Here is a 24,870-nt window from a genome sequence, read left to right as displayed (position 1 = left end):
TTCACTCCCGATGGTCGTGGGTCTGGGTGATACGGCCTTGTTCCACGTGGAACAAAGCGACTGGCGTTTCCGTCTGCCAGCCTTCCCTCAATAATTCGTGGTCTACACAGGTAATAAATACCTGGCAGCGTAAGTCTTCCAACAAGCGGCATAGCGCGCGGCGGTGTTGCTCATCCAATTCGGACGGCAAGTCATCCACCAGATAAATACACTGACCGCGCCGGGCCTGGCTAACCAAGTGCCCCTGAGCGATACGCAGCGCGCACACCACCAACTTCTGCTGGCCACGGGACAAGATATCCGCGGCATTATGTGCGCCTAACCTAAGGCGCAAATCAGCCCGTTGTGGTCCTGCCTGGGTGTGGCCAATTTGCTGGTCCCGTTGCAAAGAGGTGGCGAGTACTGCACTCAAGTCACGCTCTTTGTCCCAACCACGGTAGTAACTCAGCGTCAGGCCCTCGAGTTCCAACAACTCACTCAAGGTCTGTTCAAAGACTGGTTTCAAGGCTTTGATATAGGTGCGGCGGTATTCATCTATTTCGTCGCTGGCCAGGCACAGTTCACGGTCCCAGGCCGCTTGCGAAGCGGCGTCAAGTGTACCATGCCGCAGCCATGAGTTCCGCTGCCGCAGGGCCTTCTGCAGGCGCTGCCACGTGGCCATGAACCGCGGTTCCACGTGGAACACTCCCCAATCGAGGAACTGCCGGCGGATTTTTGGTGCACCTTCCAGCAAGCGGAAGCTGTCAGGGTTGATCAATTGCAGGGGCAAGATTTCCGCCAGTTGTGCGGCACTGCGCGCATTCTGCCCATCTATACGGATCTGGAACTCCCCTTGACGATCACGGGATATCCCCAGGCTACTATGCCCGCCTTGCGCCAGTTCAACCTGGCCAAACACGGTGCACGCCAATTGTTCGTACTGAATCACGGGTAACAGGCGGGCGCTGCGAAAGGAACGAGCCAGCCCCAGCAAGTGAATGGCTTCCAGCACGCTGGTTTTGCCACTGCCGTTGGCGCCATGGAGGATATTGATGCGGGGGGAGGGGGAGAAGGTCACCGGGTGCAGATTGCGCACCGCGGTGACCGAGACGCGACTGAGGGACATCTAGCTTCTGCTGAGCATGATTACAGGCGCATCGGCATAACAACGTAAGCCGAGTCGTCGTTATCGGATTCTTGCACCAGGGCGCTGCTGTTAGAGTCCGACAGGATCAGACGCACCTGCTCGGTGGTCATCACACCCAGCACGTCCAGCAGGTAGCTCACGTTGAAGCCGATTTCCAGGGAACCGCCGTTGTAGTCGACGCCCACTTCTTCTTCCGCTTCTTCCTGCTCCGGGTTGTTGGCCTGGATTTTCAGCTGGCCGTTGGCCAATTGCAGGCGAATACCCCGGTACTTCTCGTTGGAAAGAATCGCTGTACGGCTGAACGCTTCACGCAGCGCCTGGCGATCACCGATCACCAGCTTGTCGCCACCCTTGGGCAACACGCGCTCGTAGTCCGGGAACTTGCCGTCTACCAGTTTGGAGGTGAAGGTGAACTCGCCCGTGGTGGCACGGATATGGTGCTGGCCCAGGACGATGCTGACGTTACCGTCCGGCTCGGTGAGCAGGCGCGCCAGTTCGAGGATACCTTTGCGCGGCACAATCACCTGGTGGCGGTCCGGCTGGCCGATATCGGCCTTCATCGAACACATTGCCAGGCGGTGACCGTCGGTGGCCACGGCACGGATGATGCCTTCGGAGACTTCCAGCAGCATGCCGTTGAGGTAGTAACGCACGTCCTGCTGGGCCATGGCGAAGCTGGTGCGCTCGATCAAACGGCGCAGGCGGCTTTGCTCCAGGCTGCAGGTCAGCGAACCTGGACCTTCTTCCACCGTCGGGAAGTCATTGGCCGGCAAGGTCGACAGGGTGAAACGACTGCGGCCGGCCTTGACCACCAACTTCTGCTCATCGACCTTGATGTCGATCAGCGCGTCGTTGGGCAGGCTTTTGCAGATATCCATCAGCTTGCGCGCAGGCACGGTGATCTCACCGGGCTCGGCGGGTTCTTCCAGCTGTACACGACCAACCAGTTCGACTTCCAGGTCGGTACCGGTCAACGACAGCTGCTGGCCTTCGACAACCAACAATACGTTGGAAAGTACCGGCAAGGTCTGTCGGCGCTCGACGACGCCTGCGACCAGTTGCAGGGGTTTCAACAGGGCTTCGCGTTGAATGGTGAAATGCATGGTCTAGTCCCTTGCCTTAATAAGCTGCGCTGGTGTTCATCACGTTGTCAGTGTACGCAGCAGGTTCTTGTAGTCCTCGCGAATATCCGCGTCGGATTCCTTAAGTTCGTTGATCTTGCGGCATGCGTGCAAGACCGTGGTGTGGTCGCGACCACCAAACACATCGCCAATTTCCGGCAGGCTGTGGTTGGTCAGCTCCTTGGAGAGCGCCATGGCCACCTGACGGGGACGCGCTACCGAGCGCGAGCGGCGCTTGGACAGCAGGTCGGAAATCTTGATCTTGTAGTACTCGGCCACCGTGCGTTGAATGTTATCCACACTGACCAGCTTGTCTTGCAGCGCCAACAAGTCCTTCAGGGATTCGCGAATCAACTCGATGGTGATGTCGCGACCCATGAAGTGCGAGTGAGCGATGACCCGCTTGAGCGCGCCTTCGAGCTCACGCACGTTGGAGCGAATGCGCTGGGCAATGAAGAAGGCCGCATCGTGGGGCAGATCGACTTTCGCCTGATCGGCCTTCTTCATCAGGATCGCGACCCGGGTTTCCAGTTCCGGCGGCTCTACCGCAACGGTCAGGCCCCAGCCGAAGCGCGATTTGAGGCGCTCTTCCAGACCTTCGATTTCCTTGGGGTACCGGTCACTGGTGAGGATGACCTGCTGGCCACCTTCAAGCAGGGCGTTGAACGTGTGGAAAAACTCTTCCTGGGAACGTTCCTTGCGCGCGAAGAATTGAATGTCATCAATCAGCAGTGCATCGACGGAGCGGTAGAAGCGTTTGAATTCGTTGATTGCATTGAGTTGCAACGCCTTGACCATGTCGGCCACGAAGCGCTCCGAGTGCAGGTACACGACCTTGGCATTCGGGTTCTTCTTTAATAGGTGGTTACCCACAGCGTGCATCAAGTGCGTCTTACCCAAGCCAACGCCGCCATAAAGGAAGAGCGGGTTGTAACCGTGCTTGGGATTGTCGGCCACCTGCCAGGCCGCAGCGCGGGCCAGCTGGTTGGATTTACCTTCGACGAAGTTTTCAAAGGTAAAGGTGCGGTTCAGGTAGCTGGTGTGCTTGAGCGCGCCTTCGACCTGGACCGTACGCTGTTCGGCGCGTACCGGCGCCTGCTGCGAGCTGGCTCCCGCCATCGGGTCAAAGCTGTCGCGGGACGGCTCTTCACTCATTGGCGCATTTTTTTGCGCCACGGATTTGCTCGGGGCGGGCGCAGCGGGGGCGGGTGCGTGGTTAACCGACGCCGCAGTGGCCTGGGCGTGCGATGCAGCGGCGGCCAGCGGCGCATTAGGCGCGGCGCGAGGGGCGGAGCTGCGTTTGCTGCCTATTAATAAGGAGAGTGCTGGAGCCATGCCGTTGCCGTGTTCGTCGAACAATTCGAGAACGCGGCTCAGGTACTTCTCGTTGACCCAGTCGAGAACAAAACGATTGGGTGCGTAGACACGCAACTCGTCGCCTTCGGCTTCGACCTGTAGTGGACGGATCCAGGTGTTGAATTGCTGGGCAGGCAGCTCATCGCGCAAAAGCTCCACGCACTGCTGCCAAAGTTCCACTGACACGGATATCCCCTAAGTTGAAAGCCGGTGAGGCAAAAACAGCCGCCATTGTAGCGGCGAGCGGTCCACTTATCCACATGTAGCTTGCTCAGAGGCCGCCAAGAATCAATGCCTTAAGCGTAAAAAAGGCGACAAATGGTCTGTGCATAAGCTCTGTGGATAAGCGCCCCTAAGCTCGTTGTACAAGTGGGGGCGAAAGTCTGTGGGTAACTGGCCTGTGGATAACTACCCATTCCACACACAGCTTATCCGACAGCGCAGCACAGGCAGAGCACCGTTTCTCCCCCGTGTTGTCATTCTCTGTACAGCACGTGGAATATGGCCTCAAGGCAGTTATCCACAGAAGATCGCGTCCCTAGCTTTTATAAGCTTTACAGAAAAGCTTTAAATAACTTCCTTCTTTATTTTTATATCTATGGCATTGCTCGTCAAAGTCGAACCGCCCGGAATCGGTCTTGATGCCCTCAGATATCTAATTGAAGGAATAGCTGGTTGGAAATTGACCTAGAGGCTTGCTTTCTCTAGAATCCCCGGTCTCTTAAAACGGGGGCCATTCCGGCCCGTTGTGGACGAACCAGGTAACACGCCATGAAACGTACTTTCCAACCAAGCACCATCAAACGCGCCCGTACCCACGGTTTCCGTGCTCGCATGGCTACCAAGAACGGCCGTGCTGTCCTGTCGCGTCGCCGCGCCAAAGGTCGTGCGCGTCTGGCAGTTTGATAATCCGGTACTGGTGGTGAGTCAGGACTTCAGTCGGGAAAAGCGTCTGCTAACCCCCCGGCACTTCAAGGCAGTCTTTGACTCCCCCACCGGCAAGGTTCCGGGGAAAAATCTCCTGCTCCTTGCGCGTAACAACGATCTGGATCACCCCCGTCTCGGGTTGGTGATCGGCAAGAAGAGCGTAAAGCTCTCCGTTGAGCGCAATCGCCTCAAGCGTCTGATGCGCGAATCGTTTCGCCTCCACCAGGACACTCTGGTTGGTTGGGATATTGTTATCGTCGCGCGCAAAGGCTTGGGGGACGTAGAAAACCCCGAATTGATTCAGCATTTCGGCAAGCTCTGGAAACGTTTGGCTCGCACCAGCAAGCCGACTCCAGCAGTCAGCCCCGAAACTGTAGGGGTAGACAGCACTGATGCGTAAACTGGCCCTCGTTCCGATCCAGTTTTACCGCTATGCCATTAGTCCGCTGATGGCCAGCCACTGTCGTTTCTACCCCAGTTGTTCCTGCTACGCGTATGAAGCCATAGAAAATCATGGCCTTCTGCGCGGTGGCTGGCTGACCTTTCGTCGTTTAGGTCGCTGTCATCCGTGGAATCCCGGTGGTTATGACCCGGTTCCGCCTATCCCTACCTCCCGTTCTTCTTCGATGGCCGAGTAATCATGGATATTAAACGCACGATCCTGATCGTCGCCCTGGCAATCGTGTCCTACGTTATGGTTCTGAAATGGAACCAGGACTATGGCCAGGCTGCCCTGCCGACTCAGAATGTTGCTACCAATCAGTCTGCTCCTGCTATTGCAGATGCACCGTTGGGTAACAATGCTTCCGCCAGTGCCGATGTACCCAGCGCGAATGCCGATACCAGCACCCCTGTAGATAACGCGGTCATCACCAATAAAGACCTCATCCACGTCAAAACGGATGTACTGGACCTGGCGATCGATCCACAGGGTGGCGATATCGCCCAGCTGAAATTGCCACTGTACCCACGTCGCCAAGACCATCCGGATGTTCCTTTCCAGTTGTTCGACAATGGTGGCGAGCGTGTTTATCTGGCACAAAGCGGCCTGACTGGCACTGATGGTCCTGATGCTCGTGCTACCGGTCGTCCGGTTTATTCGACCGAACAGAAGACTTATCAACTGGCTGATGGCCAAAACCAGTTGAACGTCGACCTGAAATTCAGTCACGACGGCGTCAATTACATCAAGCGCTTCAGCTTCACGCGCGGTTTGTACGATCTGAAAGTCACTTACCTGATCGACAACACCAGCGAAAAGGCCTGGACAGGCAACCTGTTTGCCCAGCTCAAGCGTGATGGCAGCTCCGATCCGTCTTCCAGCACAGCCACCGGCACCGCGACTTACCTGGGCGCCGCCCTGTGGACAAGTAACGAGCCGTACAAAAAAGTGTCGATGAAAGACATCGACAAGGGCGCGCTGAAAGAAACAGTACAAGGTGGTTGGGTAGCCTGGCTGCAACACTACTTTGTAACCGCGTGGATCCCGAACAGGGGCGAAGCCAACCTGGTCCAGACCCGCAAGGACAACCAGGGTAACTACATCATTGGTTTCACTGGCCCGGCGTTGACCGTTGCGCCAGGTGCCAAGGCTGAAACCAGCGCCACCTTGTATGCCGGCCCGAAAAGCCAGGCCGTCCTCAAGGAGTTATCCCCAGGTCTGGAACTGACTGTGGATTACGGCATCCTGTGGTTCATTGCCCAGCCAATCTTCTGGTTGCTGCAACATATCCACAGCATCGTCGGTAACTGGGGCTGGTCGATCATCTTCCTGACCATGCTGATCAAGGGGATTTTCTTCCCGCTGTCGGCCGCCAGCTACAAATCGATGGCCCGTATGCGCGCCGTTGCACCGAAACTGGCTGCGTTGAAAGAGCAACATGGCGATGACCGGCAGAAAATGTCGCAAGCCATGATGGAGCTGTACAAGAAAGAGAAGATCAACCCGCTGGGTGGATGCTTGCCGATTCTGGTGCAGATGCCGGTGTTCCTGTCGCTGTACTGGGTACTCCTGGAAAGCGTGGAAATGCGCCAGGCGCCGTTCATGCTGTGGATAACTGACTTGTCGATCAAAGACCCGTTCTTTATCCTGCCGATCATCATGGGCGCGACCATGTTCATCCAGCAGCGTCTGAACCCAACACCTCCGGATCCGATGCAGGCCAAGGTGATGAAAATGATGCCAATCATCTTCACCTTCTTCTTCCTGTGGTTCCCGGCTGGTCTGGTTCTGTACTGGGTGGTCAACAACGTGTTGTCGATCTCTCAACAGTGGTACATCACACGTAAGATCGAAGCGGCTGCCAAAAAAGCCGAGGCGTAACTTACTCTGTGGATAACCACTCAAGACGCCCCCTCGTGGGGCGTTTTGCATTCTGTCACTTTTGTCTGGGAAACCGCTGATGAGCGCTCCTCGTGAAACCATCGCTGCCGTCGCCACCGCTCAGGGCCGGGGCGGTGTCGGTATCGTTCGAATTTCCGGGCCGCTTGCCGGCATTGCCGCTAAAGCGATCAGTGGCCGTGAGCTCAAACCCCGGTATGCGCATTACGGGCCTTTCTTCGGCGAGGATCTTGAGGTACTGGATGAGGGCCTGGCCCTGTATTTCCCGGGCCCAAACTCGTTCACCGGTGAAGATGTGCTGGAACTGCAGGGACATGGCGGGCCTATCGTCCTCGACATGCTGCTACAGCGTTGCCTGCAGTTGGGCTGCCGTCTTGCACGGCCTGGTGAATTCAGCGAGCGCGCGTTTCTCAATGACAAGCTCGACCTGGCCCAGGCTGAGGCGATTGCCGATTTGATCGAGGCCAGTTCTGCACAGGCTGCGCGCAATGCCCTGCGCTCATTGCAGGGGGCGTTTTCCCTGCGTGTGCATAACCTCACCGAGCAATTGATCAGTTTGCGCATCTATGTCGAGGCGGCGATTGATTTTCCGGAAGAAGAAATCGATTTTCTTGCCGATGGCCATGTCCTGGCCATGCTGGACAAAGTGCGGGACGAGTTATCCACAGTTTTGAAGGAGGCCGGGCAGGGCGCACTGCTGCGCGACGGCATGACCGTGGTGATTGCCGGCCGGCCCAACGCTGGCAAGTCCAGCCTGCTCAATGCCCTGGCAGGGCGTGAGGCGGCGATTGTTACCGAGATTGCAGGTACTACCCGGGATATCCTTCGCGAACATATCCACATTGATGGTATGCCACTGCACGTGGTCGATACCGCCGGTTTGCGTGATACCGATGACCAGGTGGAAAAAATCGGTGTGGAACGGGCGCTCAAGGCTATCGGTGAAGCGGATCGGGTGCTGCTGGTGGTGGATGCCACCGCGCCGGAGGCCGTCGATCCTTTTGCCCTGTGGCCAGAATTCCTTGAACAGCGGCCTGATCCGGCCAAAGTCACGCTGATTCGCAACAAGGCGGACCTCACGGGTGAGGCGATTGCCCTGGAGGTCAGCGAAGATGGCCATGTCACCATCAGCCTCAGCGCCAAGTCTGCCGGTGATGGCCTGGAGCTGCTGCGCGATCACCTCAAGGCCTGCATGGGCTACGAACAGACCTCGGAAAGCAGCTTCAGTGCTCGCCGCAGGCATCTGGAAGCCCTGCGCCATGCCAGTGCCGCCCTTGAGCACGGCCGTGCGCAGTTGACCCTGGCAGGGGCAGGAGAGCTTCTGGCCGAGGATTTGCGTCAGGCACAGCAGCTTCTGGGGGAGATTACCGGGGCATTCAGTTCCGATGACCTGCTCGGCAGGATCTTTTCCAGTTTCTGCATCGGTAAATAGCCCTTCGTTGTTCACAGACAGGCCATTCGTGCCTGTCTGTTTTGTCCGTTTCAGGACACTCCCGCGTATTTTCTGACAATAACCTCGCCCCGAGGTGGCCTTGCCGTGGGCGAAATTTACCGCGGCTGAGGCTTTTCTGTGGATTAAGCCCTGTGAATAACCGCCCCTGTGCCCAGTTGATAACAGGGCTCGAAACCTGAGTAAAAACCCCTCTGTGGATAACCACCTGTTTAATCCACAGGCTTAAAGCACTTATCCAAGGGCCTCCTTGACACCTAACCACAGACTTTTGAATCTCTGTACACATCGTAAATAAAGGGCTGTAGCAATCTATCCACAGAAAGTAGGCTCAGTAGAAATAAACATAAAAACAAAGATTTAATAAATTTCTCTCTTTTAATTTCTATTATCTGTGATTCATCCACAGCTGGTTAAATTTTGTGCAAAGGGTTCTTTAGGAAGGGCTAAGTCCCTATACTTGCCGCCAAAGCTCTAAAACCAGCTCAACCAATCAATTCCTAATTACCTACATAAGCAGGCACGAGGTGCGTGGTGGATTTCCCTTCCCGTTTTGAAGTGATCGTCATCGGCGGCGGTCATGCCGGTACCGAGGCAGCACTGGCGTCAGCCCGCATGGGGGTCAAAACCCTATTGCTGACGCACAACGTGGAAACCCTCGGTGCCATGAGTTGCAACCCCGCCATTGGTGGGATCGGCAAGAGCCACCTGGTCAAGGAAATCGACGCCCTTGGCGGTGTGATGGCCATGGCTACCGATAAAGGTGGTATTCAATTTCGCGTGCTCAACAGCCGCAAAGGCCCGGCCGTGCGTGCTACTCGGGCACAAGCCGACCGCATTTTGTACAAGGCGGCGGTACGCGAAACCCTGGAAAACCAACCCAACCTGTGGATATTTCAACAGGCAGCGGATGATCTGATCGTCGAGCAGGACCAGGTGCGCGGTGTTGTCACCCAGATGGGTCTGCGTTTCTTCGCAGAATCCGTGGTGCTGACCACGGGGACCTTCCTCGGTGGACTTATCCACATCGGAATGCAGAACTATTCCGGTGGTCGCGCCGGTGATCCGCCGTCGATTGCCCTCGCTCATCGCCTTCGCGAACTGCCACTGCGTGTCGGTCGCCTGAAAACCGGGACCCCGCCGCGTATCGACGGGCGTTCTGTGGATTTCTCGGTGATGACCGAACAGGCCGGGGATACGCCTATCCCGGTAATGTCGTTCATGGGTTCCAAGGAGCAGCACCCCAAACAGGTGAGCTGCTGGATTACCCACACCAATGCGCGTACCCACGAAATCATCGCCGCCAACCTCGATCGTTCGCCGATGTATTCCGGGGTGATCGAAGGTATCGGCCCGCGTTACTGCCCGTCGATCGAAGACAAGATCCACCGCTTTGCCGACAAGGAAAGCCACCAGGTCTTCATCGAGCCGGAAGGTTTGACGACCCACGAGCTGTACCCGAACGGGATTTCCACTTCCCTGCCGTTCGACGTGCAAATTCAGATCGTGCAGTCGATTCGCGGCATGGAAAACGCTCATATCGTGCGTCCGGGCTACGCCATCGAGTACGACTACTTTGATCCACGGGACTTGAAATACAGCCTGGAAACCAAGGTGATCGGCGGCCTGTTCTTCGCCGGGCAAATCAACGGCACCACCGGTTACGAAGAAGCCGGCGCCCAGGGTTTGCTGGCCGGGACCAACGCCGCATTGCGCGCCCAGGGCAAAGACAGCTGGTGCCCGCGTCGCGATGAAGCGTACATCGGGGTGTTGGTCGACGACCTGATTACCCTGGGTACTCAGGAACCGTACCGGATGTTCACCTCCCGGGCCGAATATCGCCTGATCCTGCGCGAAGACAACGCCGACCTGCGCCTGACCGAAAAAGGTCGTGAGCTGGGCCTGGTCGATGACGCGCGCTGGGAAGCGTTCTGCAAAAAACGCGAAAGCATCGAACTGGAAGAGCAGCGCCTGAAAAGTACCTGGGTCCGCCCGGGCACGGAGCAGGGCGATGCCATTGCCGAAAAATTCGGCACGCCACTGACCCACGAGTACAACCTGCTGAACCTGCTGTCCCGTCCGGAAATCGACTACGCTGGCCTGGTCGAAGTAACGGGCGGCGGCGCAGAAGATCCACAGGTGGCCGAGCAGGTCGAAATCAAGACCAAATATGCCGGTTACATTGACCGCCAGCAGGACGAGATCGCTCGGCTGCGCGCCAGTGAAGACACCAAGCTGCCTGTGGATATCGACTACACCGGTATTTCCGGGCTGTCGAAAGAGATTCAAAGCAAGCTGGGGATAACTCGCCCCGAAACCCTGGGCCAGGCCTCCCGTATCCCGGGAGTCACCCCGGCAGCCATTTCGCTGTTGATGATTCATTTGAAAAAACGCGGCGCGGGCCGTCAGTTGGAGCAAAGCGCTTGAGTTCGTTGGTCACCTCGCAACACGCCGAAGAGTTATCCACAGGTGCACGCCAGTTGGGTGTGCACTTGACCGAAACCCAGCACGAATTGCTGTTGGGCTACCTGGCCCTGTTGATCAAGTGGAACAAGGCTTACAACCTCACTGCGGTGCGCGATCCCGATGAAATGGTTTCGCGGCATCTGCTCGACAGCTTGAGCGTGATGCCATTTATCGAGAACGGTCGCTGGCTGGACGTTGGCAGTGGTGGCGGTATGCCAGGCATCCCGTTGGCGATCCTGTTTCCCGAGTCGCAAGTGACCTGCCTGGACAGCAACGGCAAGAAAACCCGTTTCCTGACCCAGGTCAAACTCGAACTCAAGCTGGACAACCTGCAAGTTATCCACAGCCGGGTCGAAGCCTTCACGCCTGAACTGCCCTTCAACGGAATTGTTTCCAGGGCCTTCAGCAGCATGGAGAACTTCAGCAACTGGACCCGCCACCTGGGCGACCTGAACACCCGTTGGCTGGCAATGAAGGGCGTTCATCCAAGCGACGAGCTGTTAGCATTGCCGGCAGACTTCCACCTCGATAGCGAACACGCCTTGGCCGTACCCGGTTGCCAAGGCCAACGCCATCTGCTGATACTGCGCCGCACGGCATGATTGGGAACACAAGCAAGAATGGCTAAGGTATTCGCGATAGCGAACCAGAAAGGTGGCGTGGGTAAAACCACCACCTGCATCAACCTCGCAGCATCCCTGGTCGCTACCAAGCGTCGGGTGCTGTTGATCGACCTCGATCCACAGGGCAACGCCACCATGGGTAGCGGTGTGGATAAACACGGCCTGGAAAACTCGGTCTACGACTTGCTGATAGGCGAGTGCGACCTGGCCCAGGCCATGCACTATTCCGAGCACGGCGGTTATCAGTTGCTGCCGGCCAACCGCGATTTGACCGCGGCGGAAGTGGTGCTGCTGGAAATGCAGATGAAAGAAAGCCGTCTGCGCAGCGCCCTGGCGCCGATCCGCGAGAATTACGATTACATTTTGATCGACTGCCCGCCGTCGCTGTCGATGCTGACGCTCAACGCACTGGTTGCCGCCGATGGGGTGATCATCCCCATGCAGTGCGAGTACTTCGCCCTCGAAGGCTTGAGCGACCTTGTGGATAACATCAAGCGTATCGCTGAGTTGCTCAACCCGAACCTGAAGGTCGAAGGCCTGCTGCGGACCATGTATGACCCGCGCCTGAGCCTGATGAACGATGTGTCGGCGCAGCTCAAGGAACACTTTGGCGACCAGCTTTACGACACAGTGATCCCGCGTAACATCCGCCTGGCCGAAGCGCCAAGCTATGGCATGCCCGCGCTGGCGTACGACAAGTCATCGCGTGGTGCCATTGCCTACCTGGCGCTGGCCGGCGAGATGGTTCGTCGCCAACGTCGCAACTCACGCACCGCTGCAGCCCAGCCAACTTAAGGAATCCCCATGGCCGTCAAGAAACGAGGTCTCGGACGTGGACTGGATGCACTGCTGAGTGGTCCGACTGTCACTTCGCTGGAAGAGCAGGCGGTGCAGGCCGACTCCCGTGAGCTGCAGCACCTGCCCCTGGACCTGATCCAGCGTGGCAAGTACCAGCCGCGCCGGGACATGGACCCGCAGGCGCTGGAGGAGTTGGCGAACTCGATCAAGGCCCAGGGCGTGATGCAGCCGATTGTCGTACGCCCCATTGGCGGCGGTCGGTTTGAAATCATCGCCGGTGAACGCCGCTGGCGCGCCAGCCAGCAGGCCGGCCAGGAAACCATCCCGGCGATGGTGCGCGATGTGCCGGATGAAACGGCCATCGCCATGGCACTGATCGAGAATATCCAGCGTGAGGACCTCAATCCGATCGAGGAAGCCATTGCCCTGCAGCGTTTGCAGCAGGAATTCAAGCTGACCCAGCAGGAAGTGGCCGACGCGGTGGGTAAATCCCGTGTCACGGTTTCCAACCTGCTGCGCCTGATCGCGCTTCCGGAAGTGATCAAGACCATGCTGTCCCATGGTGACCTGGAAATGGGTCATGCCCGTGCTTTGCTCGGGTTGCCGGAAAATCAACAGGTTGAAGGGGCGCGACACGTTGTCGCACGAGGTCTCACCGTTCGTCAGACCGAGGCTCTGGTTCGGCAGTGGCTCAGTGGTAAACCTGCACCGGTCGAACCCACCAAAACTGATCCGGATATCGCGCGCCTGGAGCAGCGCCTGGCCGAGCGGCTGGGCTCTGCGGTGCAAATTCGCCACGGCAAGAAGGGTAAAGGGCAATTGGTTATCGGATATAACTCCCTTGATGAGCTTCAGGGCGTTCTTTCCCACATCCGCTGAAACATTTGCTTATGTAGCGCGCAGTCGGAAATCACTACCTGGCAGTTGAATAGGGGCAGAACCGCCCCTATACTCTGCGCGCATTTTGTCGGCACAAATTATGCCAAGTTATTGATTTCCGGCAGCCGACCATTGAGGAGCAAGAGTGATGGAAACCCGCACGCCAAACACGTTGCCGTTCCATCGCTTGGCCGTTTTTCCGGTTTTATTGGCCCAATTTGTCATTTTGCTGATCGCCGCATTGGCGCTTTGGTACTGGCATGGGGTCGTAGCCGGATATTCAGGACTCTGCGGAGGCCTGATAGCCTTGCTGCCCAATATGTATTTTGCTCACAGGGCCTTTCGGTTTTCCGGCGCCCGGGCAGCCCAGGCTATCGTCCGGTCCTTTTATGCCGGCGAGGCAGGGAAACTGATTTTGACGGCAGTGCTGTTTGCACTGACCTTTGCAGGTGTGAAGCCATTGGCGCCGCTAGCTGTATTCGGCGTCTTCGTGTTGACCCAACTGGTCAGCTGGTTCGCTCCCCTGCTGATGAAAACAAGACTTTCGAAACCTTAGGGCGTTTGAGGCAACCATGGCAGAAACAACCGCTTCGGGCTATATCCAGCACCACTTGCAGAACCTGACCTTCGGTCAGCTTCCCAACGGCGGCTGGGGCTTTGCCCACTCCGCAGCAGAGGCCAAAGAAATGGGCTTCTGGGCTTTCCACCTGGATACTCTGGGCTGGTCGGTCGCATTGGGTCTGATCTTCGTCCTGATTTTCCGCATGGCGGCAAAGAAGGCGACTTCCGGTCAGCCAGGTGCTTTGCAGAACTTCGTTGAAGTATTGGTCGAATTCGTCGATGGCAGCGTGAAAGACAGCTTCCATGGCCGTAGCCCGGTGATTGCACCGCTGGCACTGACCATCTTCGTCTGGGTGTTCCTGATGAACGCCGTCGACCTGATCCCGGTCGACTGGATTCCTCAGTTGGCCATCCTGATCTCCGGCGACCCGCACATCCCATTCCGCGCGGTATCGACCACTGACCCTAACGCTACCCTGGGCATGGCCCTGTCGGTATTCGCGTTGATCATTTTCTACAGCATCAAGATCAAGGGCATCGGCGGCTTCATCGGCGAACTGACCCTGCACCCGTTCGGCAGCAAGAACATCTTCGTTCAAGCCCTGCTGATCCCGGTGAACTTCCTGCTGGAATTTGTCACCCTGATCGCCAAGCCGATTTCCCTGGCTCTGCGACTGTTCGGCAACATGTATGCCGGCGAGCTGGTGTTCATCCTGATCGCTGTGATGTTCGGCAGCGGCCTGCTCTGGCTTAGCGGCCTGGGCATTGTTCTGCAGTGGGCGTGGGCTGTGTTCCACATCCTGATCATCACCCTGCAGGCGTTTATCTTCATGATGCTGACCATCGTCTACCTGTCGATGGCGCACGAAGAGAACCATTAAGACCAGTCTCGACTAGTCTGATGTCCTTCCCGGTGAAACGGGAAGGTGGCCCACCAGGGCTATGAAACGATTTGTTTTACCGCTTTAAAATCTAAAAAACCTAAACCATACGACGTAAAAGTCGGGAGGAAAGATGGAAACTGTAGTTGGTCTAACCGCTATCGCTGTTGCACTGTTGATCGGCCTGGGCGCCCTGGGTACTGCCATTGGTTTCGGCCTGTTGGGCGGCAAGTTCCTGGAAGGCGCCGCGCGTCAGCCAGAAATGGTTCCAATGCTGCAGGTTAAAATGTTCATCGTTGCCGGCCTGCTCGACGCCGTGACCATGATCGGTGTTGGTATCGCTCTGTTCTTCACCTTCGCGAACCCCTTCGTTGGTCAACTCGCCGGTTAATCACTCGTTTTTTCGAGTGATTGGTGTGTTGTGCAACGAACGAGCGAGGTATTGGCGTGAACATTAATGCAACCATTATTGGTCAGTCCTTAGCGTTCTTGATTTTTGTTGTTTTCTGCATGAAGTTCGTATGGCCTCCGGTCATCGCGGCTTTGCACGAACGTCAGAAGAAGATCGCGGATGGACTGGACGCTGCCGCACGAGCAGCTCGCGACCTGGAGTTGGCCCAAGATAAAGCGGGTCAGCAACTGCGCGAAGCGAAGGCTCAGGCAGCTGAAATCATTGAGCAAGCCAAGAAACGCGGTAACCAGATTGTTGAAGAGGCTGTTGAAAAAGCCCGTATCGACGCTGACCGTGTGAAGGTTCAGGCTCAGGCCGAGATCGAACAGGAATTGAACGGTGTCAAAGATGCGCTGCGTGCCCAACTGGGTGCTCTGGCCGTCGGCGGTGCTGAGAAGATCCTGGGTGCCACAATCGATCAAAACGCGCACGCGGAGCTGGTAAACAAACTGGCTGCTGAAATTTAAGCGAGGGCGATCATGGCAGAATTGACCACGTTGGCCCGACCTTACGCTAAGGCAGCCTTCGAGCACGCCCAGGCCCACCAGCAGCTGGCCTCTTGGTCAGCCATGCTCGGCCTGGCTGCAGCAGTGTCGCAAGACGACACCATGCAGCGCGTGCTCAAGGCCCCGCGACTGACGAGCGCAGACAAGGCCGCCACGTTTATTGACGTGTGCGGCGACAAGTTTGATGTGAAAGTGCAGAACTTCATCCACGTCGTTGCCGAAAACGACCGTCTCCCGCTTTTGCCGGAGATTGCCGCTCTGTTCGACCTGTACAAGGCCGAGCAAGAGAAGTCGGTAGACGTTGAAGTGACCAGTGCTTTTGCATTGAACCAAGAACAGCAAGACAAACTCGCCAAGGTTCTCAGTGCACGACTCGACCGGGAAGTGCGCCTGCAAGTTGCGGAAGACCCATCCCTTATTGGGGGTGTTGTCATCCGCGCCGGCGACCTGGTTATCGATGGCTCGATTCGCGGCAAACTCGCGAATCTTGCCGAAGCATTGAAATCTTGAGTTTGAAGGGGCAGCAGAGCAATGCAGCAACTCAATCCTTCCGAAATAAGTGAAATTATCAAGGGCCGCATCGACAAGCTCGATGTGACCTCCCAAGCCCGTAACGAAGGCACTGTCGTCAGCGTATCTGACGGCATCGTGCGGATTCACGGTCTGGCCGACGTAATGTACGGCGAGATGATCGAGTTTCCGGGCGGCGTCTACGGTATGGCCCTCAACCTGGAGCAAGACTCCGTAGGTGCCGTTGTATTGGGCGCGTACACCAGTCTGGCCGAAGGCATGAGCGCCAAGTGCACAGGCCGCATCCTGGAAGTTCCGGTTGGTAAGGAACTGCTGGGTCGCGTTGTCGACGCACTGGGTAACCCTGTTGACGGTAAAGGTCCACTGGGCAACACCGAGACCGACGCGGTCGAGAAAGTTGCTCCAGGCGTGATCTGGCGTAAGTCGGTAGACCAGCCTGTACAGACTGGCTACAAGGCTGTCGATGCCATGATCCCAGTCGGCCGTGGCCAGCGTGAGCTGATCATCGGTGACCGTCAGATCGGTAAGACCGCTCTGGCGATCGACGCGATCATCAACCAGAAAGACAGCGGCATTTTCTGCGTCTACGTAGCGATCGGTCAGAAACAATCGACCATCGCCAACGTGGTTCGCAAGCTGGAAGAAAACGGCGCCCTGGCCAACACAATCATCGTGGCTGCCAGTGCTTCGGAATCTCCTGCGCTGCAATTCCTGGCACCGTACTCCGGTTGCACCATGGGTGAATTCTTCCGCGACCGCGGTGAAGACGCGCTGATCGTTTATGACGATCTGTCCAAGCAAGCAGTGGCTTACCGCCAGATTTCCCTGCTGCTGCGCCGTCCACCAGGCCGTGAAGCCTACCCAGGCGACGTGTTCTATCTCCACTCCCGTCTGCTGGAGCGCGCATCCCGCGTTTCCGAAGAGTACGTAGAGAAGTTCACCAACGGCGCAGTGACCGGCAAAACCGGTTCCCTGACCGCACTGCCGATCATCGAAACCCAGGCTGGCGACGTTTCCGCGTTCGTTCCGACCAACGTGATTTCCATCACCGACGGTCAGATCTTCCTGGAATCGGCCATGTTCAACTCCGGGATTCGTCCTGCTGTGAACGCCGGTGTTTCGGTATCCCGTGTGGGTGGTGCCGCTCAGACCAAGATCATCAAGAAGCTCTCCGGTGGTATCCGTACCGCTCTGGCTCAGTACCGTGAACTGGCGGCATTCGCCCAGTTCGCTTCTGACCTGGACGAAGCGACCCGTAAGCAACTTGAGCATGGTCAGCGCGTTACCGAGCTGATGAAGCAGAAGCAATACGCGCCAATGTCGATCGCTGACATGTCGCTGTCGCTGTATGCCGCTGAGCGTGGGTTCCTGACTGACGTCGAAATCGCCAAGGTCGGCAGCTTTGAACAAGCGCTGATTGCTTACTTCAACCGAGATCATGCCGATTTGATGGCCAAGATCAACGTGAAGGGTGACTTCAATGACGAAATCGACGCTGGCCTGAAAGCCGGTATCGAGAAGTTCAAGGCCACCCAAACCTGGTAAGCCGCAGCGGGAGCCGCAAGGCTCCCGCTTGCTAACCTGATAGGTGTTACATGGCAGGCGCAAAAGAGATTCGCAGTAAGATTGCGAGCATCAAAAGCACGCAAAAAATTACCAGCGCCATGGAGAAAGTGGCGGTCAGCAAAATGCGCAAGGCACAAATGCGCATGTCGGCTAGCCGTCCTTATGCGGAGCGTATCCGCCAGGTAATTGGGCATCTGGCCAACGCCAACCCGGAATACCGCCACCCGTTCATGATCGAGCGCGCCGTCAAGCGTGCAGGTTATGTGGTAGTGAGCAGTGACCGTGGTTTGTGCGGTGGTTTGAATACCAACCTGTTCAAGGCCCTGGTCAAGGACATGGCGGTAAACCGCGAAAACGGCGTCGAGATTGATCTGTGTGTTGTTGGTAGCAAGGGTGCGGCCTTTTTCCGCAACTTCGGCGGTAACGTCGTTGCAGCTATCAGCCACCTGGGTGAAGAGCCGTCGATCAATGACTTGATCGGCAGTGTGAAGGTGATGCTGGATGCATACCTGGAAGGCCGGATCGACCGCCTGTCCGTGGTATCCAACAAGTTCATCAACACCATGACCCAGCAGCCAACCGTGGAGCAATTGATTCCACTGGTGGCGACCCCGGATCAGGAACTCAAGCACCACTGGGACTACCTCTACGAACCAGACGCCAAAGAGCTGCTTGACGGCTTGATGGTGCGCTACGTGGAGTCGCAGGTGTACCAGGCGGTGGTCGAGAACAACGCAGCTGAACAAGCGGCGCGGATGATCGCGATGAAAAACGCTACCGACAACGCCGGTGATCTGATCAGCGATTTGCAGCTGATCTACAACAAGGCGCGTCAGGCTGCGATCACCCAAGAGATCTCGGAAATCGTCGGCGGCGCTGCCGCGGTTTAACGGTTCAAATATTCAGAGGATCCAGCTATGAGTAGCGGACGTATCGTTCAAATCATCGGCGCCGTTATCGACGTGGAATTCCCACGCGACAGCGTACCGAGCATCTACAACGCGCTGAAAGTACAAGGCGCGGAAACTACTCTGGAAGTTCAGCAGCAGCTGGGCGACGGCGTAGTTCGTACCATTGCGATGGGTTCCACCGAAGGCTTGAAGCGCGGTCTGGACGTTGTCGACACTGGCGCTGCCATTTCCGTACCGGTCGGTAAAGCGACCCTGGGCCGGATCATGGACGTACTGGGCAACCCGATTGACGAAGCTGGCCCGATCGATACCGAAGAGCGTTGGGGCATTCACCGTCCAGCACCTTCGTTCGCCGAGCAAGCTGGCGGCAACGACCTGCTGGAAACCGGCATCAAGGTTATCGACCTGGTTTGCCCGTTCGCCAAAGGCGGTAAAGTCGGTCTGTTTGGTGGTGCCGGTGTAGGCAAAACCGTAAACATGATGGAACTGATCCGTAACATCGCCATCGAGCACAGCGGTTATTCCGTGTTCGCCGGTGTGGGTGAGCGTACTCGTGAGGGTAACGACTTCTACCACGAGATGAAGGACTCCAACGTTCTGGACAAAGTGGCACTGGTCTACGGTCAGATGAACGAGCCGCCGGGTAACCGTCTGCGCGTAGCACTGACTGGCCTGACCATGGCCGAGAAGTTCCGTGACGAAGGTAACGACGTTCTGTTGTTCGTCGACAACATCTACCGTTACACCCTGGCCGGTACTGAAGTATCCGCACTGCTGGGCCGTATGCCTTCGGCAGTAGGTTACCAGCCGACCCTGGCTGAAGAGATGGGCGTTCTGCAAGAACGTATCACTTCGACCAAGGAAGGTTCGATCACGTCGATCCAAGCGGTATACGTACCTGCGGATGACTTGACTGACCCGTCGCCAGCGACCACCTTCGCCCACTTGGACGCCACCGTCGTACTATCCCGTGACATCGCTTCCCTGGGTATCTACCCAGCGGTCGATCCACTCGACTCGACTTCGCGCCAGCTGGACCCGAACGTGATCGGCCAGGAGCACTACGACACCGCTCGCGGCGTTCAGTACGTGCTGCAGCGTTACAAAGAGCTGAAGGACATCATTGCGATCCTGGGTATGGACGAACTGTCGGAAACCGACAAGCAGTTGGTATCCCGCGCTCGTAAGATCCAGCGCTTCTTGTCGCAGCCGTTCTTCGTGGCTGAAGTCTTCACCGGTGCCTCGGGTAAATACGTTTCCCTGAAAGACACCATTGCTGGCTTCAAAGGCATCCTCAACGGTGACTACGACCACCTGCCAGAACAAGCGTTCTACATGGTCGGCGGCATCGAAGAAGCGATCGAGAAAGCCAAGAAACTGTAATCCAGGCGCCCGGAAACGGGCGCTCATCAGGTTGAGGCAATCAGATGGCTATGACAGTCCATTGCGATATCGTCAGCGCGGAAGGGGAAATCTTCTCCGGTCTGGTAGAGATGGTAATTGCACACGGCGAGTTGGGTGACCTGGGTATTGCCTTGGGCCACGCACCGCTGATCACCAGCTTGAAGCCCGGTCCGATTACTCTGACCAAGCAGGGCGGGGAAAAGGAGGTGTTCTACATCTCTGGTGGTTTCCTCGAAGTTCAGCCGAACATGGTCAAGGTTCTTGCCGACACCGTGCAACGTGCTGGCGACCTGGATGAAGCCTCCGCTCAGGAAGCCGTCAAGGCTGCCGAGAAGGCTCTGCACGAAAAAGGTGCGGACTTCGACTACAGCGCTGCTGCTGTACGTCTGGCCGAGGCTGCAGCCCAGCTGCGCACGCTCCAGCAGATCCGCAAGAAGTAAGCGGCCAAGCCGTCATGCTTCATGCGCGATTGATTAAAAAGGGTAGCCTCGGCTACCCTTTTTCTTTTTTTGCAAAACACTTCTTTGGTCTGAAGCCGGACCGCCCAGGATTGGTAGCCATTCATGTCTCTTGAAATCGTCATTCTCGCCGCAGGTCAGGGCACCCGCATGCGTTCTTCCCTGCCCAAAGTGCTGCACCCGGTTGCGGGTAACTCCATGCTCGGCCATGTTATCCACAGCGCCCGGCAACTGGAGCCACAGCGTATTCACGTCGTGATTGGCCACGGGGCCGATGCGGTGCGTGAGCGCCTGGCAGCCGACGACTTGAATTTCGTATTGCAGGACAAGCAACTGGGCACTGGTCATGCCACCGCGCAAGCCGTGCCGTTCATCAAGGCCGACACCGTGCTGATCCTCTACGGGGATGTGCCGCTGATCGAAGTGGAAACCCTGCAGCGCCTGCTCAAGCGCGTGGTACCGGGCCAGATGGGCCTGCTCACCGTCGAGCTGGACGACCCGACCGGTTATGGCCGTATCGTGCGCGATGCCGACGGCAAGGTCGCAGCCATCGTCGAACATAAAGATGCCAGTGATGCACAACGGGCGATTACTGAAGGCAACACCGGCATCCTTGCGGTACCGGCCGATCGTCTGGCGGACTGGATGGGCCGCCTGTCGAACAACAACGTTCAGGGCGAGTACTACCTGACAGACGTGATTGAAATGGCCGTCAGCGATGGCTTGGTGGTTGCCACCGAGCAGCCCCACGACCCGATGGAAGTGCAGGGCGCCAACGACCGCAAGCAACTGGCAGAACTGGAGCGTCACTACCAACTGCGCGAAGGCCGCCGCCTGATGGCGCAGGGTGTGACACTGCGTGACCCGGCGCGTTTCGACGTACGGGGCGAAGTCACCGTGGGCCGTGACGTGCTGATTGATATCAACGTGATCCTAGAAGGCCGCGTGATCATCGAAGACGACGTGGTGATTGGCCCGAACTGCGTGATCAAGGACAGCACCCTGCGCAAAGGCGTGGTGGTCAAGGCCAACAGCCATATCGACGGTGCGGTGATGGGTGAAGCCAGCGATGCGGGGCCATTTGCGCGGTTGCGCCCGGGCAGCGTGTTGGGCGCCAGGGCCCATGTGGGTAACTTTGTTGAGCTGAAAAACGCACGGATGGGCGACGATGCGAAGGCAGGGCACCTGGCCTACCTCGGCGATGCAGTGATCGGGGCCCGCAGCAACATTGGCGCCGGCGCCATTACCTGCAATTACGACGGTGCCAACAAATATCAGACGACGATTGGTGAAGACGTCTTTATCGGCTCCAATAATTCACTGGTTGCGCCCGTCACCATTGGCGATGGTTCAAACACCGCGGCAGGCTCAACCATCAACCAGGATGTGGATAAGTCGCAATTGGCAGTGGCCCGCGCCCGCCAACGCAACATCGACGGCTGGAAACGCCCAGTCAAAATCAAAAAGACCTGAGTTATCCACAACCTCATTAGCAACGCCATTCCATTGTGGGAGCGGGCTTGCTCGCGAAGACGGAGTGTCAGTCACTGAACGTGTATCTGATGCACCGCTTTCGCGAGCAAGCCCGCTCCCACATTGGATCTATGTTGTTTTCAAAAAAGTGCACCCGCCGCTTGACGATTTCCCGTCAATAGGTTTTGATTGCCTTCGTTATCTTTCGAACCGAAACTTATCATCACCATGTCGAAACGAAATACACCACAACGACGCCACAACATCCTCACCTTGCTCAACGAGCAGGGCGAGGTGAGCGTGGACGAATTGGCCAAACGTTTCGAAACCTCCGAAGTGACCATCCGCAAGGACCTGGCCGCGCTGGAAAGCAACGGCTTGCTGCTGCGTCGCTACGGTGGCGCCATCACCATGCCCCAGGAACTGGTCGGCGATCCTGCCCAACCGATTTCTGTGCATAAGCGCGCCATCGCCCGTGCGGCGGTCAAGCGCTTGCGTGAACACGCACGGATCATTATCGACAGTGGCAGCACCACCGCCGCGATGATCCCGGAGCTGGGCCATCAGCCCGGCCTGGTGGTGATGACCAACTCCCTGCATGTGGCCAGTGCCCTGAGTGAGTTGGAGCATGAGCCGGTGCTGTTGATGACCGGCGGCACCTGGGACCCGCACTCGGACTCGTTCCAGGGGCAGGTCGCCGAACAAGTGCTGCGTTCCTATGACTTCGACCAACTGTTTATAGGCGCTGACGGCATCGACCTGCAGCGCGGTACCACCACCTTCAATGAATTGCTGGGCCTGAGCCGAGTGATGGCCGAAGTCGCCCGTGAAGTGGTGGTGATGGTCGAATCCGACAAGATCGGCCGCAAGATCCCCAACCTGGAACTGCCCTGGAGCAGCGTCCATACCCTTATTACCGATGATCGCCTGCCGCTTGAGGCCCGCGACCAGATTCAAGCCCGCGGCATTACGCTGATTTGCGCGGCAGTCATCTAGGAGAGAAACCATGTGTGGAATTGTAGGCGCAGTCGCTGAACGAAACGTTACCGCCATTTTGCTCGAAGGCCTCAAGCGCCTGGAATACCGCGGCTACGACAGTGCCGGCGTGGCGGTCTTCAGCAACGCGGGCAAGCTGGAGCGCATGCGTCGTCCGGGCAAAGTCAGCGAACTGGAACAGGCCCTGGCCGGTGAGCCCCTGGCGGGCCGTCTGGGCATCGCCCACACCCGCTGGGCGACCCACGGTGCACCGTGCGAGCGCAATGCACACCCACATTTCTCCGGTGATATTGCGGTGGTGCACAACGGCATCATCGAAAACCACGAAGTGCTGCGTGAACAACTCAAGGGCCTGGGCTACGTCTTTACCTCGGACACCGACACCGAAGTCATCGCCCACCTGCTCAACCACAAGCTCAAGGACCACAGTGACCTGACCACCGCCCTCAAGGCCACGGTCAAGGAACTGCATGGCGCCTACGGCCTGGCTGTGATCAGCGCCAGCCAACCGGACCGTGTGGTTGCCGCTCGTAGTGGCAGCCCATTGGTGATTGGTCTGGGCCTGGGGGAGAACTTCCTCGCCTCTGATCAACTGGCCTTGCGTCAGGTCACCGACCGCTTCATGTACCTGGAAGAAGGCGATATCGCCGACATCCGCCGTGAAAGCGTGGCGATCTGGGACGTCGACGGCAACTCCGTCGAGCGCGAAGCTGTGCAGTACCGCGACGGCGCCGAAGCTGCCGACAAGGGTGAGTTCCGCCACTTCATGCTCAAGGAAATCCACGAGCAACCGGCCGTGGTGCAACGCACCCTGGAAGGCCGTCTTGGCGACAAGCAAGTCCTGGTTAACGCCTTCGGCCCGCAAGCCGCCGAGCTGTTCGCCAAAGTGCGCAATGTGCAGATCGTCGCCTGTGGCACCAGCTACCACGCCGGCATGGTCGCCCGTTACTGGCTGGAAGAACTGGCCGGCATCCCGTGCCAGGTCGAAGTAGCCAGTGAGTTCCGCTACCGCAAGGTGGTGGTTCAGCCCGATACCCTGTTCGTCACCATTTCCCAATCCGGCGAGACCGCCGACACCCTGGCGGCCCTGCGCAATGCCAAAGAGCTGGGATACCTGGCGAGCCTGGCGATCTGCAACGTCAGCATCAGCTCCCTGGTGCGTGAGTCCGACCTGACCCTGCTGACCCAGGCCGGCCGCGAAATCGGTGTAGCCTCCACCAAGGCCTTCACCACCCAATTGGTGGGCCTGCTGCTGTTGACCCTGTCCCTTGGCCAGGTGCGCGGCACATTGGCTGCAGGTGTGGAAGCCATCCTGGTAGAAGAACTGCGTCGCCTGCCCACCCGCCTGGGCGAAGCACTGGCCATGGACAGCACCGTAGAGAAAGTCGCCGAACTGTTTGCCGACAAGAACCACACCCTGTTCCTCGGCCGTGGCGCGCAATACCCAGTGGCAATGGAAGGCTCCCTGAAACTCAAGGAAATCTCCTATATCCACGCTGAAGCCTACCCTGCCGGCGAGCTGAAGCACGGCCCATTGGCCCTGGTGGACGACGACATGCCTGTGGTCACCGTGGCGCCGAACAATGAACTGTTGGAAAAGCTCAAGTCCAACCTGCAGGAAGTACGCGCCCGTGGTGGTCAACTGATCGTGTTCGCCGACGAAAAGGCCGGTATGACCAACGGCGAAGGCACCCATGTGATCAACATGCCGCACATCCACGACACCCTGTCGCCGATCCTCTACACCATCCCGCTGCAGTTGCTGTCGTACTACGTGGCGGTGCTCAAGGGCACGGACGTTGACCAGCCGCGTAACTTGGCCAAGTCGGTGACGGTCGAGTAACGTTTAGCGGTCACGAGAAAGGGTTGAAGCTACGAGATAAAGTCTGTCGGAATGAAATAAAGTTTGTCGCTGGCGCCTCCTGCCCCCCGGTTGAGCAGCCAGCGACGCTTTCCTGCTTGCCTCCTTGCTCTCGACGCCGCTCTAGGTTTTATCGAAAAAATGATCTTAGCTATTCAGCCTGAGGAGACTGTGCGTTCCTTTA

At 57.6% G+C, this 24,870-nt stretch carries 24 protein-coding genes; 21 read left to right on the top strand and 3 right to left on the bottom strand.

All coding sequences use genetic code 11. The features are described from left to right. Position 1: 1 nt before the first annotated feature. Genes recF through dnaA form a run of 3 tightly spaced genes read right to left on the bottom strand, consistent with a single transcriptional unit; the run spans position 2 to position 3,789 of the window. Complete coding sequence (gene recF / locus HU773_RS00985) at positions 2–1,105, bottom strand: DNA replication/repair protein RecF (RefSeq protein ID WP_029290195.1); 1,104 nt, start codon at positions 1,103–1,105, stop codon at positions 2–4. 20 nt (positions 1,106–1,125) lie between these two features. Next, entirely contained in the window at positions 1,126–2,229 is a 1,104-nt protein-coding gene (dnaN, locus tag HU773_RS00980) for a DNA polymerase III subunit beta (RefSeq protein ID WP_057439291.1), read from the bottom strand. A 39-nt stretch (positions 2,230–2,268) separates the two neighbouring features. Then, positions 2,269–3,789, bottom strand: coding sequence for a chromosomal replication initiator protein DnaA (gene dnaA, locus HU773_RS00975; protein WP_057957870.1), 1,521 nt, complete (start codon positions 3,787–3,789; stop codon positions 2,269–2,271). A 585-nt stretch (positions 3,790–4,374) separates the two neighbouring features. Here dnaA and rpmH point away from each other — a divergent pair. From rpmH to glmS, 21 genes are all read left to right on the top strand, one after another. Beyond that, positions 4,375–4,509: a 50S ribosomal protein L34 gene (rpmH, locus tag HU773_RS00970; protein ID WP_003213577.1), complete on the top strand. Its 135-nt coding sequence runs from the start codon at positions 4,375–4,377 to the stop codon at positions 4,507–4,509. A 16-nt stretch (positions 4,510–4,525) separates the two neighbouring features. After that, positions 4,526–4,930, top strand: coding sequence for a ribonuclease P protein component (rnpA, locus tag HU773_RS00965; protein ID WP_029290189.1), 405 nt, complete (start codon positions 4,526–4,528; stop codon positions 4,928–4,930). Beyond that, the gene (yidD, locus tag HU773_RS00960; RefSeq protein ID WP_010465488.1) at positions 4,923–5,168 is read left to right on the top strand and encodes a membrane protein insertion efficiency factor YidD; all 246 of its coding nucleotides are present in this window, start codon (positions 4,923–4,925) and stop codon (positions 5,166–5,168) included. Before rnpA ends, yidD begins: the two co-directional genes overlap by 8 nt. 2 nt (positions 5,169–5,170) lie before the next feature. Next, a complete protein-coding gene (gene yidC / locus HU773_RS00955) occupies positions 5,171–6,853 on the top strand; it encodes a membrane protein insertase YidC (RefSeq protein WP_057439292.1) in 1,683 nt (560 codons plus the stop codon). A 79-nt stretch (positions 6,854–6,932) separates the two neighbouring features. Continuing rightward, the gene (gene mnmE / locus HU773_RS00950; RefSeq protein ID WP_057439293.1) at positions 6,933–8,303 is read left to right on the top strand and encodes a tRNA uridine-5-carboxymethylaminomethyl(34) synthesis GTPase MnmE; all 1,371 of its coding nucleotides are present in this window, start codon (positions 6,933–6,935) and stop codon (positions 8,301–8,303) included. A 552-nt stretch (positions 8,304–8,855) separates the two neighbouring features. Continuing rightward, positions 8,856–10,748: a tRNA uridine-5-carboxymethylaminomethyl(34) synthesis enzyme MnmG gene (gene mnmG, locus HU773_RS00945; RefSeq protein ID WP_115129449.1), complete on the top strand. Its 1,893-nt coding sequence runs from the start codon at positions 8,856–8,858 to the stop codon at positions 10,746–10,748. Next, positions 10,745–11,389, top strand: a complete 645-nt coding sequence (rsmG, locus tag HU773_RS00940; RefSeq protein WP_057439294.1) for a 16S rRNA (guanine(527)-N(7))-methyltransferase RsmG — start codon at positions 10,745–10,747, stop codon at positions 11,387–11,389. Before mnmG ends, rsmG begins: the two co-directional genes overlap by 4 nt. Before the next feature lie 18 nt (positions 11,390–11,407). Then, positions 11,408–12,205: a ParA family protein gene (locus HU773_RS00935; RefSeq protein ID WP_005792605.1), complete on the top strand. Its 798-nt coding sequence runs from the start codon at positions 11,408–11,410 to the stop codon at positions 12,203–12,205. Positions 12,206–12,214: 9 nt separating this feature from the next. After that, positions 12,215–13,087 (top strand): ParB/RepB/Spo0J family partition protein, encoded by an 873-nt coding sequence (locus HU773_RS00930; RefSeq protein WP_057439295.1) that lies wholly within the window; start codon positions 12,215–12,217, stop codon positions 13,085–13,087. Between the two features lie 148 nt (positions 13,088–13,235). Next, a complete protein-coding gene (locus tag HU773_RS00925; RefSeq protein WP_010565865.1) occupies positions 13,236–13,643 on the top strand; it encodes a F0F1 ATP synthase subunit I in 408 nt (135 codons plus the stop codon). Between the two features lie 16 nt (positions 13,644–13,659). Continuing rightward, the gene (gene atpB / locus HU773_RS00920) at positions 13,660–14,529 is read left to right on the top strand and encodes a F0F1 ATP synthase subunit A (protein ID WP_049710820.1); all 870 of its coding nucleotides are present in this window, start codon (positions 13,660–13,662) and stop codon (positions 14,527–14,529) included. 133 nt (positions 14,530–14,662) lie between these two features. Continuing rightward, positions 14,663–14,920, top strand: a complete 258-nt coding sequence (gene atpE / locus HU773_RS00915) for a F0F1 ATP synthase subunit C (RefSeq protein WP_002555987.1) — start codon at positions 14,663–14,665, stop codon at positions 14,918–14,920. Between the two features lie 56 nt (positions 14,921–14,976). Beyond that, the gene (locus HU773_RS00910; protein ID WP_008439543.1) at positions 14,977–15,447 is read left to right on the top strand and encodes a F0F1 ATP synthase subunit B; all 471 of its coding nucleotides are present in this window, start codon (positions 14,977–14,979) and stop codon (positions 15,445–15,447) included. A gap of 12 nt (positions 15,448–15,459) precedes the next feature. After that, entirely contained in the window at positions 15,460–15,996 is a 537-nt protein-coding gene (locus HU773_RS00905; RefSeq protein ID WP_057439298.1) for a F0F1 ATP synthase subunit delta, read from the top strand. 21 nt (positions 15,997–16,017) lie between these two features. Further along, positions 16,018–17,562 (top strand): F0F1 ATP synthase subunit alpha, encoded by a 1,545-nt coding sequence (atpA, locus tag HU773_RS00900; RefSeq protein ID WP_029290137.1) that lies wholly within the window; start codon positions 16,018–16,020, stop codon positions 17,560–17,562. A gap of 50 nt (positions 17,563–17,612) precedes the next feature. Further along, on the top strand, positions 17,613–18,473 hold the full coding sequence (gene atpG / locus HU773_RS00895; protein WP_057439299.1) for a F0F1 ATP synthase subunit gamma: 861 nt from the start codon (positions 17,613–17,615) through the stop codon (positions 18,471–18,473). A 27-nt stretch (positions 18,474–18,500) separates the two neighbouring features. Then, positions 18,501–19,877, top strand: a complete 1,377-nt coding sequence (gene atpD / locus HU773_RS00890) for a F0F1 ATP synthase subunit beta (protein ID WP_015886645.1) — start codon at positions 18,501–18,503, stop codon at positions 19,875–19,877. Positions 19,878–19,921: 44 nt separating this feature from the next. After that, positions 19,922–20,338, top strand: coding sequence for a F0F1 ATP synthase subunit epsilon (locus HU773_RS00885; protein WP_057439300.1), 417 nt, complete (start codon positions 19,922–19,924; stop codon positions 20,336–20,338). 123 nt (positions 20,339–20,461) lie between these two features. After that, positions 20,462–21,829, top strand: a complete 1,368-nt coding sequence (gene glmU, locus HU773_RS00880) for a bifunctional UDP-N-acetylglucosamine diphosphorylase/glucosamine-1-phosphate N-acetyltransferase GlmU (RefSeq protein ID WP_120734384.1) — start codon at positions 20,462–20,464, stop codon at positions 21,827–21,829. A gap of 228 nt (positions 21,830–22,057) precedes the next feature. Beyond that, positions 22,058–22,825 (top strand): DeoR/GlpR family DNA-binding transcription regulator, encoded by a 768-nt coding sequence (locus HU773_RS00875; protein WP_029290123.1) that lies wholly within the window; start codon positions 22,058–22,060, stop codon positions 22,823–22,825. Between the two features lie 10 nt (positions 22,826–22,835). Continuing rightward, positions 22,836–24,668, top strand: coding sequence for a glutamine--fructose-6-phosphate transaminase (isomerizing) (gene glmS, locus HU773_RS00870; RefSeq protein WP_057961234.1), 1,833 nt, complete (start codon positions 22,836–22,838; stop codon positions 24,666–24,668). Positions 24,669–24,870 lie beyond the last annotated feature (202 nt).

It is taken from the genome of Pseudomonas shahriarae (assembly GCF_014268455.2).
GTDB classification, from domain to species: Bacteria; Pseudomonadota; Gammaproteobacteria; order Pseudomonadales; family Pseudomonadaceae; genus Aquipseudomonas; species Aquipseudomonas shahriarae.
Note: the sequence above shows the minus strand (reverse complement) of the source record. Positions and strands in the feature narration are given on the sequence as shown.